The sequence below is a fragment of the Streptomyces sp. NBC_00435 genome (assembly GCF_036014235.1).
GTDB lineage: Bacteria > Actinomycetota > Actinomycetes > Streptomycetales > Streptomycetaceae > Streptomyces.
In genome coordinates this window covers 1,198,064-1,214,039 of record NZ_CP107924.1, presented here as the reverse complement: position 1 = coordinate 1,214,039, position 15,976 = coordinate 1,198,064, and the positions used below count along the sequence as shown (strand labels likewise).

12 protein-coding genes and 1 pseudogene are annotated in these 15,976 nt (G+C 70.4%); 3 read left to right on the top strand and 10 right to left on the bottom strand.

Translation table 11 applies throughout. The features are described 5' to 3' along the window. Position 1: 1 nt before the first annotated feature. The 6 genes from OG389_RS05460 to OG389_RS05435 all read right to left on the bottom strand — a co-directional run bounded on the left by OG389_RS05460 (position 2) and on the right by OG389_RS05435 (position 8,204). A complete protein-coding gene (locus OG389_RS05460; RefSeq protein WP_328297321.1) occupies positions 2–1,036 on the bottom strand; it encodes a PucR family transcriptional regulator in 1,035 nt (344 codons plus the stop codon). Positions 1,037–1,168: 132 nt separating this feature from the next. Beyond that, the gene (locus tag OG389_RS05455) at positions 1,169–1,345 is read right to left on the bottom strand and encodes a hypothetical protein (protein ID WP_328297320.1); all 177 of its coding nucleotides are present in this window, start codon (positions 1,343–1,345) and stop codon (positions 1,169–1,171) included. A gap of 87 nt (positions 1,346–1,432) precedes the next feature. Beyond that, on the bottom strand, positions 1,433–2,893 hold the full coding sequence (locus tag OG389_RS05450; protein WP_328297319.1) for a vanadium-dependent haloperoxidase: 1,461 nt from the start codon (positions 2,891–2,893) through the stop codon (positions 1,433–1,435). Positions 2,894–3,186: 293 nt separating this feature from the next. Continuing rightward, positions 3,187–5,091, bottom strand: a complete 1,905-nt coding sequence (locus OG389_RS05445; protein ID WP_328303534.1) for a potassium channel family protein — start codon at positions 5,089–5,091, stop codon at positions 3,187–3,189. 785 nt (positions 5,092–5,876) lie between these two features. Further along, positions 5,877–6,524, bottom strand: a complete 648-nt coding sequence (locus OG389_RS05440; protein WP_328297318.1) for a fasciclin domain-containing protein — start codon at positions 6,522–6,524, stop codon at positions 5,877–5,879. 96 nt (positions 6,525–6,620) lie between these two features. After that, complete coding sequence (locus OG389_RS05435) at positions 6,621–8,204, bottom strand: molybdopterin-dependent oxidoreductase (protein ID WP_328297317.1); 1,584 nt, start codon at positions 8,202–8,204, stop codon at positions 6,621–6,623. A 381-nt stretch (positions 8,205–8,585) separates the two neighbouring features. Between OG389_RS05435 and sigK the strand changes: the two genes are divergently transcribed. From sigK to OG389_RS05420, 3 genes and pseudogenes are all read left to right on the top strand, one after another. Then, the gene (gene sigK / locus OG389_RS05430) at positions 8,586–9,170 is read left to right on the top strand and encodes an ECF RNA polymerase sigma factor SigK (RefSeq protein WP_328297316.1); all 585 of its coding nucleotides are present in this window, start codon (positions 8,586–8,588) and stop codon (positions 9,168–9,170) included. Then, positions 9,167–9,913, top strand: coding sequence for an anti-sigma factor (locus OG389_RS05425; protein WP_327304070.1), 747 nt, complete (start codon positions 9,167–9,169; stop codon positions 9,911–9,913). Before sigK ends, OG389_RS05425 begins: the two co-directional genes overlap by 4 nt. Before the next feature lie 132 nt (positions 9,914–10,045). Further along, positions 10,046–10,453: pseudogene (locus OG389_RS05420) on the top strand (DUF4394 domain-containing protein); the annotation flags it as partial. A gap of 105 nt (positions 10,454–10,558) precedes the next feature. On the opposite strand, the gene OG389_RS05415 reads toward OG389_RS05420, so the two are convergent. The 4 genes from OG389_RS05415 to OG389_RS05400 all read right to left on the bottom strand — a co-directional run bounded on the left by OG389_RS05415 (position 10,559) and on the right by OG389_RS05400 (position 15,855). Further along, positions 10,559–10,876, bottom strand: a complete 318-nt coding sequence (locus OG389_RS05415) for an SH3 domain-containing protein (RefSeq protein WP_267803855.1) — start codon at positions 10,874–10,876, stop codon at positions 10,559–10,561. 302 nt (positions 10,877–11,178) lie between these two features. Next, positions 11,179–12,870 carry an urease accessory protein UreH domain-containing protein gene (locus OG389_RS05410; protein ID WP_328297315.1) on the bottom strand — a complete coding sequence of 564 codons (1,692 nt, stop codon included), beginning with the start codon at positions 12,868–12,870 and terminating at the stop codon, positions 11,179–11,181. Next, positions 12,867–14,210 (bottom strand): tetratricopeptide repeat protein, encoded by a 1,344-nt coding sequence (locus OG389_RS05405; RefSeq protein ID WP_328297314.1) that lies wholly within the window; start codon positions 14,208–14,210, stop codon positions 12,867–12,869. The genes OG389_RS05410 and OG389_RS05405 overlap by 4 nt, the downstream gene beginning before the upstream one ends. Before the next feature lie 85 nt (positions 14,211–14,295). Continuing rightward, entirely contained in the window at positions 14,296–15,855 is a 1,560-nt protein-coding gene (locus tag OG389_RS05400) for a DUF4331 domain-containing protein (RefSeq protein WP_328297313.1), read from the bottom strand. Positions 15,856–15,976: the final 121 nt, after the last annotated feature.

Below are 15,976 nucleotides of genomic sequence, written 5' to 3'. Positions count from 1 at the left end.
CTCAGGCGTCCGAGCCGGGCCAGCCGAGCAGACGAGCGCCGATCACCGCCGTCTGCAGGGTGTAGCGGTTCAGCGGGTCGGCGGGGTCGGCTGCCGTGAGGGAGTGGATGCGCTCCAGCCGGTAGGTGAGGGCCCGCACGCTCAGCGACAGACGGCGCGCGGCCTCCGTCGCCACGCAGCCGCTGTCGAAATAGGCGGTCAGCGTGTCGATGAGGGGCTGGGCGCCGCCGCGAGCCGAGCGCAGCGGACCGAGGGTGCTCTCCACCAGGTCGGCCATGGCCTGCCGGTCGCGGGTCAGGACCGGATAGACGAGTAGGTCGACGGCGTGGAGTACGGGCTCGTCGAAACCCATGCGCGCGGCCAGGTCCAGGGCGCCGAGGGCTTCCTCGTAGGAGTGGACGACACCGCCGGGGCCGGGGTGGGAGCGGCCGATGGCGACCTTGCCGCCGTCGGTGGCCGCGTAGGCCCGCTTGGCGAAGAAGGCGAGGACGTCGGGCTGGTCCCCGGGCGCCACGCAGATCAGTCGGCCATCCTTCGTGGTCAGCAGGATCTGCCGCCCGGGGAAGCGGGCCAGGACCGCCGTCTCGATGCCCCGGACGACCCGGAAGCCGTCGCCGTACGGTTCGGGCCCGGCCGCCACGGCCACGGCGTGGGCCTGCGAGAGGCGCAGCCCGAAGCGTTCGGCCCGCTCCGCGAGGCGACCGAGGTCGCTGCCTCCGTACAGCAGGTCGTCGATGAACTCGCGGCGCGCGGCTTCCTCCTGGCGGACGGCCTGCTGCTGTGCGCGTTCGTAGCCCTCGACGAAGGCGTCCACGGCTTGTTCGAGGACTGCCAGCAGCGGACCGGGCGGCGAAGGTGGAAGATCGACGGTCCGGGCCGCAGCCAGATGCTCCCGTATCAGGGCACGCAGCGGGAGGCCCGCCTCCGCGGCACGTTCCCCTTCCGCACGGCGGGAGTCCAGTTCGTCCCGGTTGAGGCGACGTCCGGTGGTGCAGGCCGCGGCAATGATGTCGGTGTAGCCCACCAGATGCTCCACGGATGCCGTTCTGTCCGCCACGTACTTCCCCCAGTCCTGACGCGCCCATGACGCTTCCTTGTCGCGGGCACCAGAGTGGCACGTGGTAGGGGCGGTGCAGATCTCGGGCTCAGGGGCGGGGCCCCAGCCGGGTCAGTGCTGCCGGGAGGACAGCCAGACCGCCGCTGCGCCGGCCAGGACGAGTGCACCGAGGGCGAGCAGGGGCAGACCGGGGCCTGGGCGCAAGTAGAAGAAGGCGCCCGCGACGGTGAGGATCGCGCCGAAGGCGAGCAGGGGTGACACCGGCCCGGCACCGGGGGGTCGGGTCATGGAGGCTCCTGGCGGGGAGGAGGGGCTGGTGGCACCAGGGTCCCATGGGGTGGGGCGGGGGTACAGGACTCCGCCCCACCGCTAATCTCACAGGGTGCGGAGCCTGGTGGTGAAGACCTGTTCCGCGACCTTGTCGCCGAGGATCAGGCCGTCGGTGGCGTCCCACGGGAAGTGGACACCGAGCCAGATGCGACTGTCCGCGTCCTCCTTGGCGGCGGCGCTGAAGCTGGTGAAGTGGCGCTGCTTGATCGGGGCGTTCTTCTCGTCGGTGGTGAGATCGAAGGCGATGTTGTCGGTCTTGAAGTAGCGCTTCATGATGCCCGCCCAAGCGGCGCCGAAGGAGGCGTGCCCGGAGACGTAGGCGGGGAAGCACGGGTTGACGTTGACACCCGCGTTGTTCTTAAGAAGGGGCTTCCACTGAGAGTCTAGGCCGCCCTCGCGGATCGCGGAGACGGGCCGCCAGAGGTCGATCGTGGTGGAGAACTTGGCGTCGCGGACCGCTATGCCCGTGTCGGCGAGGGCGATCGAGACGAGCGCGAAGAGCTTGGCGTTGGCGTAGGTGGTGAGCCCCCGGGCCTTGGAGACCTCACGGGTCGCCTGGATCATGTGACCCGGAGGCTTGTACGTGCCGTCGTTGTCGTTGGCCCAGAACCATGCCGCGTTGAACTGGTCGGCGGTCCGGTTGATCACCGGCGTGGCGGCGGTGGGGGCGGCCGCGCCAGCGTTCCGTACGGCCGCGACCTGGGCCTTGTACTCGGGGCTCGCCACGAGGTCCTCGTACGAACCGTACTGCGCGAGCGTCGTGGGCCGGAACTGCGAGCCCGAGTTCAGGGAGAACGGCTTGACCTGGCCCCAGGCCGGGTTGACGGCATTGCCGTCCGTCGCGCACTTCGGGTCGGGCATGTCGGGATAGTTGCCCGTGGGCCGCCATGCTCCCGGTCGGGTCTTCTCGCTCGTGTAGCTGGAGGCGTCATCCGAACCGTCATTGGCACGGAGGTTCATCATCTGGTTGACCATCCCGCTGACGATGGTGAGGTCCAGGAGATCGCCGCTGGTCGGCTTGGTCCCGAACCGTTCCTCGAAGCGCTTGTCGAGGTAGGCCGTGAAGTCGGGGGCGTTCTTGTTCGGCCGGTTCACGCCGTAGAGGTTGAGCAGGATGTTGTACGCGGTGCGGCCGATGACGCGTTCCTCCTCGTCCGGCCCCTGGATCCAGCCTGCGTAGGCCTCCGCGTGGATGTAGGCCGCGGAGGTCATCGGGCCCTTCCACTTGGCCTGGTACGAGCTCTCCGCGTCGTAGATTGCGCCGTTCATCATCGCGGCCGCCCGCGCCATCGGGACCGGGCCACCCTCCACCTGCCTGAAGACGCCCTGCAGGACGTCGTTCCAGTAGTGGACGGGGTCGGCTATCTCCTGGGTCGGCAGCGCCGCCTCGGCGCGATGGGGGCTGGCGGCGAGGATGGAACCGGTGGCGGCCAGGACCACGCCGGCCGCCAGTGTGCGGCGCCAGATCGTGCTGCGGGTTCTGGTGGTGCGGGTGTTCTCGGGCATGGCTCGACTCCCCCTGATCACAGGCCTGTTGATCACCACGAGAGGTGGCGGCGTGATCATGGCCCAGGACGAGCCGTGAGGCTTGTAGAAATCGGAAGGACGTCGTGGAATGACCGGCCCCGCCCGCACGGCGGCGCGTTCCCGCCCCTCCTCGAATCGCCTATGTCCTCTCTTCTGGCGGCTTCGTGTGCGGTAGCCCGCCGACCGGCGTTCGAGGCGGCATCGTTCCCGTCCGGTCGGGCGTCGTGTGCGGTGGATACAGGTGGCCGCGCTTCCGCGATCTCGACGGCGGGTCAGGTCCGGGGTGTGCGCACTCCGGGGCGTCCGAGGAGTTCGGCCAGGCCGCGGCGGGTGGCGGCCACGACGACACGGTCCTCGGGCCTGAGGACGTAGCCGGGGTGCAGTTTCCACACCAGCCCGAGGCCGGGAGGGGGACCGTACCCGGGAGCCGAGGCCAGGTCGGGACGCCGGTCCTCGGGAGCCGCGGTGTCCAGGGCGATCACACGCCAGGCTCCGGGCCGGAAGGACTCCGCGATGGTGCGGCCCTCCAGATTCGGGTGCCCGGCCACCTCCACCGCGGCGAAGACCAGGACCCGGCGTTCCACCGGGATGGCGCCCAGGATCCGGCGCCCCATCATCGCGCCCGCGAAGGCGGGCGCCGCGAGGTGGGTGACGCTGCGGCTGCGGGTCAGGGCGGCGGGGTGGGCGGCCCGCAGGGTGCGGTACACGGCGGTGGCGAAGCCGTCCTCGTACAGGCGCAGTACGGCCCGCAGGTCGGGCTTGACCGCGCGGGCGTACAGAGCTGCCTCCAGGTTGGTGGTGTCCGAGCTGGTCAGGGCGAGGAGGGAGTGGGCCCGGCCGACGGAGGCAGCCTCCAGGACTCCTTCGTCGGTGACGTCACCCATGACCACCGGTACGCGCAGCCGACGGGCTAGTGCGAGTCCGCGGGCCTGCGGGTCGGATTCCACGCACACGACCGGGATGTCCAGCTCCCGCAACCGCGCCAGTACCCGTGCACCGATCTTGCCGAGCCCCAGCAGGACCACGTGACCCGACATCCCGCGCGGCGGCCGGCGCAGGACCGTTGCCGTGCGGAACGCGCCCAAGGCCTCCAGGGCCGCGGCCACCAGGACCGGAAGCAGCAGCAGACCCACGAACCCTGCGAGGATCTGAAGGACTTGGCGCTGGGCTGGGTCGCCCACAGCCGGATCGTTGATCGCGAAGATGTCGAGCAGGGTGATGTAGGCGGCGTGCAGGGGATGGTCGCCGGTCGTCGCCCAGGACGCGACCGCGAGCGCGGCGACGGCGGCCACCATGCCGGTCAGGGACCAGCGCAGCCGCTGAGAGAACAGGGAGGCGACCGGAAGGGCGCCGGCGCCTGATCTTCGCCTCGGCCGGGAGTGATCGGTGTGGACGACCGTCTCCAGGGCCACGATGCCGCGTCCCGTCGCCGCGGCCACGGCCCGGTCGTCAGGCAGCAGCCGAGGGCCGCGGTCCTCGCCGGATTCGGTGCCTTCCGCTCCCTCCGCACCCGCCGGATCGCTGGTGGTCGCGGAGAGGAGAGCTAGAGTGCACAGCCCCGGATCGGCCACCTGGCCCCTCCCCGGAGGAGTGCGCTCCACCGCGCGCAGCAGGAGGCCGTCGGCCTGCACCACCTTGCTGGTCCCCGCGACGGCGCTGGCCGCGAGGGCGGGGGCGGCGGTATCGGCGTCCGAGAGGACCGTCGTCGAGGAGTCCAGCTCCCGCAGGTCGATCCCCGGCTCCGCGACCAGCGCGGCCTGGTCCAGGAGTTCCTCCAGGTGCTGGCCGAGCTTGCGGTTGTAGAGCCGGATCACCAGCCGCAGCCTCGGGTTGAGGCGGCGTGCCACCAGGGCGGCCCGAATGTTGGTGTCGTCGTCCTCGTAGACGAGTGCCAGTGCGGCAGCCCCGGCCACCCCCGCCGAGGCCAGCACCCCCTCGTCAAGCTCGGCCGCGTCCAGGACCCGTAGCTCCCGGACAGCCTGCCCGGCGTCCCCGTTTTGCGCCCCGGGGAGGCCGGGCCCGCCGAGCAGACCGCGCACGGATACCCGAGGGACACGGCCCAGGCTGGGCTGCGTGTCTCGGGCGGCGGGCGCTACGAGCGTCACCCGCTCCTTGTAGACCTCCCGCAGCTCGGAGGCCAGGCGACGGGCCAGCCCGTCGTCACCGCACACGATCATCCCCCCGTCGGGGGATGGCTGTTGGGGTTGCGCTGATATCGAAGACACCGCCCAAGGATGCCCTGATCATGGAAGCGGGTCAGCTCCGGTGCGTGCTCATTCCTGCGGGTGAGGCGGGGTCCGGGTATGGGTAGGGACGTGAGGGTGGCGAGCGCCAGCACGGTTGTGTGGGGCGGGGGTCCAATGACCCGGCCGTACGGGAAGGTTTTTGGCCGACGTTCGGCGTGAACCCTCACCTGTTCCCTGGGACGCACCACGTAGAATGCGTGGCGCCTCTCCGGAGTAGGTCTCTGCGGATGGTGCCCCGCCACGTGGTGTAGCCGATCAAGGCACCGGAATCCGAAGTTTGGGCGCAGCGCTCCTGATCCGAAGGTTGGGCGCAGCGCTCCTGGTCTTCGGGTTCGCCGCCTTCGATGAGCAGGGCGGCTCTGTGGCCGCACACTGGCGAAGATCGTCAGGGACCCTGAGGCGGAACGCACAACGCATGATCCCCTACACCACGCCGCAGGACGTGACCGCTCTGCGCCTGTTCTTGCCCTGGAGAACGTGCTCGCTGTCGTGATGTCACGACCGGTTGTCGCGGCTGTGGGTAGCCAGCCGAGGAGCCTGCGTCGCCCTGGCAGTCCTGAGCGGTAGGTCGACACCGCCAGCCAGATCGGCGCGCGGCAGCGTGAACCGGTGCCTGGTGTGGGCCTTGCACAGTCGAATGTCAGGGCGGTGTGTGGGCCGGCTTCCTCAGGGAAGGTGGAGCCGTCCCACACATGGTTGCTCAGCACGCGTGTGGGTTACTTCGGCATGAGGACGGTGTCGACGATGTAGACGTTGGCGTTGGCGGTCTTGACGTTGCCGCAGACGACGGTCGAGGCGTCGTTGACCTTGTAGGCCTCGCCGGAGCCGCTGGTGGTGAGCTTGGTCTTCTCCAGGGTGTCGAAGGAGCCACTCTCCAGCTGCTTCGGGGTGAGCTTCTCGCCGACGACGTGGTAGGTCAGGATCTTGGTGAGCATGGCCTTGTCGGCGAGGACCTTGTCCAGGTCGGCCTTCGGGATCTTGGCGAAGGCGTCGTTGGTCGGGGCGAAGACGGTGATGTCCTTGGCATTGTTGAGAGTGTCGACCAGGCCGGCCTGCTTGACGGCGGTGACCAGCGTGGACAGGGCCGGGTTGTTGGAGGCCGCGGTGGCGACCGGGTCCTTGGCCATGCCGTCGAAGGAGCCCGCGCCGTCGGCGGGGACGCCCGAACAGGCCGGGCCGAACGGCTTGTCCATCGCCATCGAAGCATCCGGGGTAGCCGGCTGGGAGGCGGCGGGAGTTTCGCTGCTCTTGTCGGAGGAGGCCGAGTCACTCCCGGAGTCGGAGCAGGCGGCAAGGGCGAAGGGCAGGACGGCCGCCGTGGCGACGGCGAGAGCGGTACGACGGAAACGCAGGGTGTTCGACATGATCAAAATCTCCTGTTGTGTTCTCAGAAATACGCAAAGGGTGAGATGCGCGGCTGGGGCCGCGGCGAAGAGCCTTGGTCGATACCGGCCGGGGTTTTACGTGGTGACGAAGACGCTGTGCCAGCCGCTGGCGCCGTCGGGGATGGTCCTTGTGCGTTCTTCGGTCTGGACCTGGCCGGTGCCGTCAGTGGCACGGACGGTGAGGTTGTGGCCGCCCGGTGTCGGCTTCCAGGGGAAGGACCACTGGCGCCAGGTGTCCTTGTTCGCCTGGGGGGCGAGGTCGGCGGTCTGCCAGGGTCCGTCGTCGACCCGGACTTCGACGCGGTCGATGCCGCGGTGCTGGGCCCAGGCGACGCCGGCCACCGTCACCAGCTCGCCCGTGGGCCGGCCAAAGGGCTTGGGGGTGTCGATGCGGGCTTGGGTCTTGATGGGCGCTTTGCGGGCCCACTTGCGCTTGACCCAGTACGGGTCGTAGGAGTCGAAGGTGGTGAGCTCGAGCTCCTGGATCCACTTGCAGGCCGACACGTACCCGTAGAGACCGGGGACGAGCATGCGGACGGGGAAGCCATGGTCGAAGGGCAAGGGTTCGCCGTTCATCCCGACGGCCAGGATCGCGTCGCGGCCGTCCACCACGTCTTCGACCGGTGAGCCGAGCGTCATGCCGTCGACCGAGCGGGCGACCAGCTGGTCGGCTTTGCCGCCCTGGGACGGTGCCTTGACGCCGCACTCCTTGAGCAGGTCGTCCAGGCGTACTCCGAGCCAGCGGGCGTGGCCGATGTAGGGGCCGCCGACCTCGTTGGAGACGCAGGTCAAGGTGATGTCCCGCTCGATGAGGGGCCGGTTCAGGAGTTCCTGGAAGGTGTAGGTGCGCGGGCGGGTGACGCCCTTGCCGCGGATGCGGAGCCTCCAGGTGTCCGCGTCGACCTTGGGGACGACGAGCGCGGTGTCGACGCGGTAGAAGTCCTTGTTCGGGGTGGTGAAGGCGCTGATCCCCTCCACCTTGAGCTGCGCTCCGGCTGGGAGCGCGGGGGCGGCGGAGGCGGGTGCGGGCAGGGTGATCGCGGCCCTGGAGGCGGTGGCGCCCTGGCCGCTCTTGCCGATGAGGGCGCGCCCCAGGGCTCCGGCGCCGGTGGCGGCGACTGCGGTGACGGAGGCCGCGGTGAGGAAGCCCCGCCTCGACCAGCCGCTTCCGTCGGCCTCCGCACCGGCGGGTGAGCTGCCGGAGTTCAGTTTCCCGGCCAGGAGGTAGAGGACGGCGGCGCCCGCGAGCGCACCGGCCACAGAGGGCAGTGCGTCCGCGACCCCTTGGGTGTCGGGCCTGCTCAGTGCGGCGGCCGCGCCGATCACACCGAAGATCAGGACACCCGCCGCACCTGCCCGCCGGTAGCGCAAGGAGACGATGCCGAGGATGACACCGAGGAGACCGAGGACGGCGAGGATGCCGAGCTGGAGAACGACCTTGTCGTTCTCACCGAACGTGCGGATCGCGAAGTCCTTGACCGCAGCCGGTGTCCGGTCGATGGCGGCGCCGCCCACGACGGTCACCGGCCCGGCCTGCGGCCGGATCAGGGAAGCTGCGAGCTCGGCCACCGCCAGCGCCGTGTACCCGGCCAGCAGACCGGACACGGCGCCCAGTGCGCTGCGGGCTAGGGACTTGCGGAAGGTGCTCACAATGCCCATTCGCTGTGGTCCGTCCGGCGGATTGGTCGCTTCTACGTTCAACTGGTTTTCCGCGCCTGGGCGGGCGCACCGGATAGGGGTGTCGGCCAAGCTGCCGCACCGGTCTGTCTGCCTCACTACCGCTCGTCGAGCTGCGGGGCGGTCGGCGCCAAGATCACTCGAAGGGATGGCAAACCAGGTGCGGGGTAGCTGCTCAGGGCAATCCGCACATATGCCCGCTCCGAAGAAGCGGTAAGACAGCGGAGGAACATGGCCGGCCCCTGAGGGGCCGGCTCTTCTCGCGGCGAAAGAGCTGTTGATGACATCGAGGCATGAAGGCGGGTGCGGCCCGTGCACGGCCGTTCCGCAGCACGGCACTTGGCGGCACGGGGCAGGACGCCGATGACCCAGCCCCAGCGATCCCGCGGCCACGATCCCGTCGGCCAGCAGCTGCAAGAGGTGATGGGGCGGGTGAGCCAGGGCGACAAGGACGCCTTCTCCGATCTCTACGACGCGGTCGCCGCCACCGTCTTCGGGATCGCCGTCAAAGTCGTCCGGGACCGGGCCCAATCGGAGGAGGTGGCGCAGGAGGTGATGATCGACGTATGGCGTCAGGCCGCCCGCTACCGCCCCGAACAGGGAACCGTCATGACCTGGGTGGCGACCATCGCCCACCGACGGGCTGTGGACCGCGTCCGGTCCGCCCAGGCAGCCGCCAACCGTGAACACTCCACGGGCGTACGCGACCAGATGCGGCCCTTCGACGAGGTCGCCGAGGAGGTCGAGACCCGGCTGGACAGCGAGCAGGTACGGCGCTGTCTGCGCGGTCTGACCGAGCTCCAGCGCCGGGCGGTGACCCTGGCCTACTACGGGGGACTGACCTACCGCGAGGTCGCAGAAGAACTGCGGTCCCCGCTTCCGACCATCAAGACCCGAATGCGCGACGGACTGATCCGGCTGCGCGACTGCATGGGGGTGACCACATGAAACACGAAGCAGAACTGCACACCCTCACCGGTGCGTACGCACTCGACGCGCTCACCGGTGAGGAACTCCGCGCGTTCACCGCGCACCTTGAACACTGCGAAGGCTGTCACCAGGAGGTCGGCGAGTTCGCTGCCACGGCGGCACGTCTGGCCGCAGCAGTGAGCCTGCCCGTACCCGTCGCGATGCGACAGGTCGTCCTGAACCGAATCGACGGCGTCCGGCAATTGCCGGCGCGCCCCCTACTCCTCCCGTCCGTCCGCCTCACCACACGTCTCACCCGCAGGGCCGGGGCGTTCGTGGTCGCGGCCAGCATCGTCGCCGCCGCCGGGTTCGGCGGTGTCGCCCTCTGGCAGCACCAGCAGACGGAACAGGCCCGCACGCAGGCCCAGCGCGCCGGCCAGCAGGTCCAGGACATGACCGCTGTGATGGCTTCCCCCGATGCCCGGACGACTCGTGGGCGCACCAGCACGGGGGCTTCCGCTTCTGTCGTGACCTCTGCCCGCCTGAACCAGGCCGTGTTCCTCGCCTCAGGGCTCTCCCCGGCTCCCGCGGGACGGACCTACCAGCTGTGGTTCGACGACCACGGCACCATGCGCCCCGCCGGTCTCATCCCTGGCGACGGCTCCGTCCTCATGCAGGGAGATCCCGGCCAGGCCCTGGCCGTCGGCCTCACCCTCGAACCTGCAGGCGGCTCCGCCCAGCCCACCACCAGCCCCCTGGTCCTCCTCTCCCTTCCCGCCTGACCTGGACAGCGGGCAGCAGGGGCTGGCTACGCGTACGCGGCGCACCGGGCGGGGGCTCGGCCGGCCCCTGTGCTCTGGCGCCCTCGGCCGCGAGCGCGGTTTCCTGTGGCGTCGGTCGTCGGGCGAGGCCCCCCGCTCACCACCACCGTTGACGGCATGCTCACCAACCCCACCACGCCGCCCTCCACGGCCCTCGGTGTCACCGGTGCCGCCTACACGAACAACGACCTGAACGCGGCGACCGCGACGACCCTGTTCGACATCGACACCACGGCCGACCGGACCTCGATCCAGTCCCCGGCCAACGCCGGCACCCTCGCCCCCACCGGGAACCTCGGCGTCAACGCAGGCCCCGACGCCGGCTTCGACATCTACTACAGCCCCAAGTCATCCACCAACAGCGGTTACGCGGCCCTCAGCACCACGGGCACCCAGCGCCTCTACGGGATCAACCTGTTGACCGGCGCCGCCCGCGACCTCGGCTCCTTCCCGAAGAACCGCCAGGTCACCGACATCGCCCTCCCGCTCGACCAGCACTGACACGCACGGCAGGGGCCGCACCACCGGTGCGGCCCCTGCCGTGGAGCGGGACTGGCCGGGTCGATCCACGACAGCTGGAGACCTCCCGGCCGCCCACCGCCTCGGTCAGCAGTACCGCACCCACTCGTGGGCGTGAACGTAGCGGGACTCGACCCAGCCGGACTTGTCGGCCAGGTGGTACCAGCCGTCCTGCTGGCAGGCCAGCTTGACGTGGCTGCCCGGGGACAGGCTCCACACCACGTGGGAATGCGTCCACGGGTGCTGGCGGACATTGAGCTCGATCCGGGAGGTCACCGTTCCCGACACCCCGTAATCATGGTGGTGGGACTGGGGAGCAGCCCCCGCCACGCCCACGCCCGCCACACCGAAACCGGCAGCCAGGACAACGGCGGCAAAGCCGCGTCCGATCGTTCGTGCGGTCATAGCAGCACTTCCTTTCGCGCCCCCTCGCCTCTGCGCCCCAGGGCCATGTGAGACCCGGCGCCGCGAGCAGCTTGCGCTCACGCCTCCACCGGGTGATTCGAAGACTCGAACCCGACGGATTGGTATGGATTCACCGAATATCGGCACAGAGCGGTTCTCTAGGCGCCCCACCGGCCCTCGAACCGGGGCGACCAAGCAGAGGGACTCCCGGCATCGCGCTGCGCCGTCGGAGCTGCCGTGGCAGACCGACACAGACTCTGCACGGACGGCCAGGCCCTCTGAGCTGCTGGTATCCGCATCGCTCACAAGCCGGGGATGGCGCGGGCGGTGAGGCCAAGTCCGACGAGGAGAACGAGGGCCGAGGTGACGGCAGGCCCGATACGCCCAAGCGCCTTCAGACGCGTGGAGGACCTCTCCGCGGTGCGGGCGGTGATCCGGTCGCGCAGTCGTACGAGGAGGAGACCGGCGAGGGTGAGGGTGGTGGCCATGCCGAGGCCGTAGCCGATGACGAGGAGCACGCCGAAGGCGGTCCGGCCGAGGGCGACGGCGCCGAGGAGGACGACCAGTGCCGAGGGACTGGGGACGAGGCCGCCGGCGATGCCGACGCCGATGAGCGACCAGCGCCTTCGGCGTGCCGGAGCGTGAGTGTGGTGGTGGTCGGTTTCGTGGGTGTGTTGGTGGTCGGCTTCGCCGGTGTGGTGATGGTCGTGCGGGAGCGCGGTGGCGGTTTTTGTCAGGACGACGGTGGTGCCGTCGTCCGCCGCGCTGTCCGGCGCGCGGCGTGAGGACGGTAGGCCGGGCGGCGGCTCGTGGCTGTGTCCGTGCCCGTGGTCGCTGCCGTGGTGAGGCCCATGGCCGTGGTCACCGTGGTGCGCGTGGCTGTGATCGCCGTGGTGGTGATGTCCATGGCTGTGGCCGTGCTGGAGAGGGCGGCCGCGCAGGGCGGAGTGCAGCAGCCGCAAGCCGATGGCGGTGACGAGGAGGCCGCTGGCCAGACCGAGCCAGCCGAGGACGGTTTCCCCGGCAAGGTGGGTGGCCAGCGGGAGCGCCAGACCGAGAGCGAGGACGCCCGCGGTGTGGGTGAGGGTCACGGTTGCTCCGACAGTGACGGCATCACGCGGGGTGCCGCGCCGTCCGGCCAGGTAGGCCGCCATGATCGTCTTGCCGTGGCCGGGCATCGCCGCGTGGGAGGCACCGAGGACGACGGCGAGAAGCAGGGCGAGGAGGCCGACGGGGACGGTCAGTTCGCGGCTGCCGACGAGGGTGTCGAAGAGAGCGGACACCTTGTTCAGCGCGGCGGTGACCGGGCCTGAGCCGGGCAGGCCGGGCGACACGATCCGGGCCGCGATCCCCTGCCCGGGCGCCGTCCGCAGCTCGGCGGTGCGCTGGTCGAACGGGTCAGCGAGAGGGTCCTGCGGGTACTGGCGCAGCTGGTTGGTGGTGGAGACCGCGGGAACGGTGGAGCTGGTAAGGGTGAGACCTTCGCCGCGGGCGGTGATCTCGTGCCAGCCGACCCGCCGGCTGTCGTAATGCGTGGCGACGTGGACATGGGACGGCGAGGTGAGGTCCGCGTCGGCCGTGAGGTGGCAGCTGAGGCGGCTGGTCTTGAGCCCGGCCTCGCCGGTGTGGAAAGTCAGCTTGCCGGCGTCCCGCTCCCACTGGAGGCTCACGATTCCTACGCCTGCGGCCAGTTGTCCGGCGAGGGTGGCGCACGCCTCGTCCGCGTAGAGGCCCTGCTCGTCGGCGCTGATGAATCCGTTGTGGTCTTGGTCGATGAGGGGGCGTTCTTGTGCTGCGGCGATCTCGGCGCGGTCGACCACGATCTCGGCCTCGACCGCGCGGGGGCGCAGGGTCAGGCTGGTCGCATAGTTGACGGTGAAGTTGCCCAGCGGATGCGCGGCTGCGGGTGAGGCCGAGGCGAGGAGGCCCAGGGGGGTGAGCAGGGCGGCTGCGAGCGGTACGGCGGCCAGGCGCCGGCGGGTGCGGGGGTTCATGGGGTGTCGTCGATTCGCCGGAGTGCTTCGCGCGCCGCGGGGGCGTGCAGCGGGTGGAAGGAGGGATCGAGGGCCAGCGCCTGCTGAAGATCGCGCCGGGCGGCCGTGACATCGCCGAGCGCCTGGTGGATGGCGCCGCGGTGGTAGCGGAAGAGCGCGCTGCGCGTACCCAGGACGAGGGCTTCGTCTGCTTGGTCGAGGGCCTCTTCGTCGCGGCCGGCGCGGTGCAGGGCCCAGGCGTAGGCGTCGTGGACGGCGATGAACGGCCGATCCCGTACCGCTGCTTCAGCCATGGTCACCGCCTGGCGGGGGTCGCCGTGGTCCGCCTCGAAGTAGATCGCGTCAACGTCGGCGGGCGTACCGGTGGCCCGGCGGAGCGTTTCCTGGGCACGCAGGACGGCGTACTGGGCTTCGGCCCGTTCCGGGCGGCCAAGCGCCTGCTGGAGTTCACCGAGCCCCAGGAGGTACTGCGGCAGCGGAGCCGTCGCGATGGCCGCCGTGTAGTCAGCGACCGCCCGCTCACGATCTCCCGTGGCTGCGCGTGCCTTGGCCCGGGTCTCCAGCAGTCCGGCGTCGCGTGGCGCGATGGCCAGCCCGGCCTCGGCCTGGCGCACAGCGGTCGCCGGATCGCCGCCGTCCAGGGCGAGGGAGGACAGGTGGGTGTGGGCGAAAGCGCGCTCGCCGGGCGTACCGGCCGCGCGCAGTGCGCGCTCCATCAGGGTTTTGGCCTGGGCGGTGTCGCCGCGGAGTTCGAAGGTGTAGGAGGCGCGGGCCAGGGAGCTGCTGTCGGGGCGGAGGTCGGCCATCTTCTGGACGGCTTCCTCTGCCTCCTTGTACTGGCCGAGCTGGGTGTGGGCGTCGGCCAGGACTCCGTAGGAGGCCGGGGTGGCGGGGCTTGTGGCGACAGCCTTGCGGGCCCAGGTGAGGGCGTCGCGGAACTGGTGGCGGGCGGCGGCCAGGGCGCCCATGCCGATCTCGGCGTGCAGGTTCTCGGCCGGTTCCAGGGCGAGGGAGCGGCGCAGAGCCTCCTCTGCCTGCGCGTAGGTGGCTTGGTCGGCGGTGGTGCGGGCCTGCTGCACGAGGGCCATGCCGAGGTCCGCCCAGCTACCCGGATCTTTCGGCAGGCGCTTCACGCGCTCGCGCAGTGCCTCGATGCCGCGCGCCGGACCCGCGGCGGAGGCTGCGGAAGAGGGGGCGTCTGGTGTGCTGGAGCCGGATGGGGAGAGGCCGACGGCGCCGACGGTGAACATGACCACGCCCAGGGCGACGGTGATCGCGGTAGTGCGCAGGTGTCTGCGCTGCCGGATCGCGGGGGCGGGTTTGTCTTCGGGCCGGTGCACGGGATCCTCCCCGGGGAAACTTCGGTGAACGGGGTTCCGGGCGGGGAACCGAGGACCGACCTCGGCCCCGCCCGGAGTGGTGGGGTCAGCTGGTCTTGCGGTTGCGGCGCAGGCGGTAGCCGCCGATTCCCAGGAGTACGGCGCCCAGTGCGCCGACGGATCCGGTCTTCACGTTCCCGGACCGCTCGGGCGCGTTCGGGCCGCTGTTGACGGACTTGGTGTGCGGCAGCGCCAGGTACGGGAACGAGGTGCCGAAGGGGACTTCGTTGGCGTCGACCTGGTCGCCGTCGGCGAGCGCCGGGACGAGCTGGCCGGTCTGGGCGGCGCCTTCGACGGCCTGGAGGGAGATGTCGATGACGTCGTCGGTCAGGCGGCGGCCGTTGGGGAAGCCGGCCAGGTCACCGGCGAGGACGCCGTACCGGTTCGGGTTGGGGTTGGGGCGCACGCCCATGTTCAGGCGCAGCTCCTCCGCCGGGACGATCTGCTTCAGCCGCGCGTCCTTGTTCAGGCGGTGGGCGTTGAGGTCGGCCTGGATGGGACCGCACGCCTTGCAGATGCCCGTCAGGTAGATCTCGAACAGGTCCCGCCGGGGGGCCGGCGGGGCCGGGATGCCGTAGACCTGCTGGATCAGCTTGGGCAGGATCGGGTCGAGGACCTTGTCCACGACCGGCTGGACGGTGCGGTCCTGGTCGGGGTTGAGGGTGTTGAAGGCGTCCTTGTACTTCAGCGGGACGACTACCTCGTTGACCAGCGGGTTACCCAGGCGGGAGACCTGCTTCCACTTGTCGCCGTGCTGCTTGTCGCGGGAGTCGGAGACCTGCACGCCCTGGCGGTCGGTGGTCGACCACACGCCGATGACCGGGTTGCGGCCGGGGTTCCCCTTCAGCGCCAGGTCCTTCTTGGGGATCTGCAGGGCGACGGAGTTGACGTTGTAGCCGGCGAGGGTGTCCTGGCCGCGCTCGGACAGGTTCCCGCCGTAGAGGAGGTCGAACACGCGGAGGTCGGCGAAGAACGGGTCCTCGGCCTGACCGGCGAAGGTCTTGCCGCCGCCGCCGGGCAGGTTACGGATGGCCTGGTTGCGCAGGGCGGCGTAGTTCGGCATCGACGCCGGGCCGACACGCGAGGGCGCTGCGGGGACGTTCGAGAGCAGGACCTTGCTCTCGTTCCCCTTCGAGACGACCAGGTCGTAGACCTGGCGGAAGTTGAGGTCCGGGTCGGTCAGCGAGGTGACCGGACCGGTGTTGTACAGGAACTGGTTGGCGTCATCCCGGTAGCTGCTGTGGAAGCGCCAGGTGTAGGTGATGTCGGAGACACCGTCACCCGTGTTGTCGATCTTGATGTTGTAGCGGAGGTCGTCGCCGAACGCGTAGAAGTTCGGTCCGCCGTTGGGCTCCTCGAACGGGATCCAGTTCGCCAGCAGCGTCACCGAGTCGGGGCGGTCCAGGCTCGTGTACGCGTACACGTCGGTGTTGTCCGCACGCGGGTCGCCCGCGATCAGCGGCGCCTCACGGTGACTGGAGGCGGAACTGACTCCCGGCGCCAGCGTCAGGACACCCAGGCTGGTCGCGAGCGCGCCGGCGCCCAGGACGAGCAGGGACTGGTCGAGCACACGCCGCGAACGGGGCCGTGCGGAGATGGACTTCAAGGGTGTTCCTCTCGACTGCGAACCCCGTCGCGCCGCGCACACCGGCGCAGCCGGACAGGGGCATTCAGGTGGGATGACCACTCGGTCGGACAGCACGCCCGGGCGGCATCAGCAGCAGCCC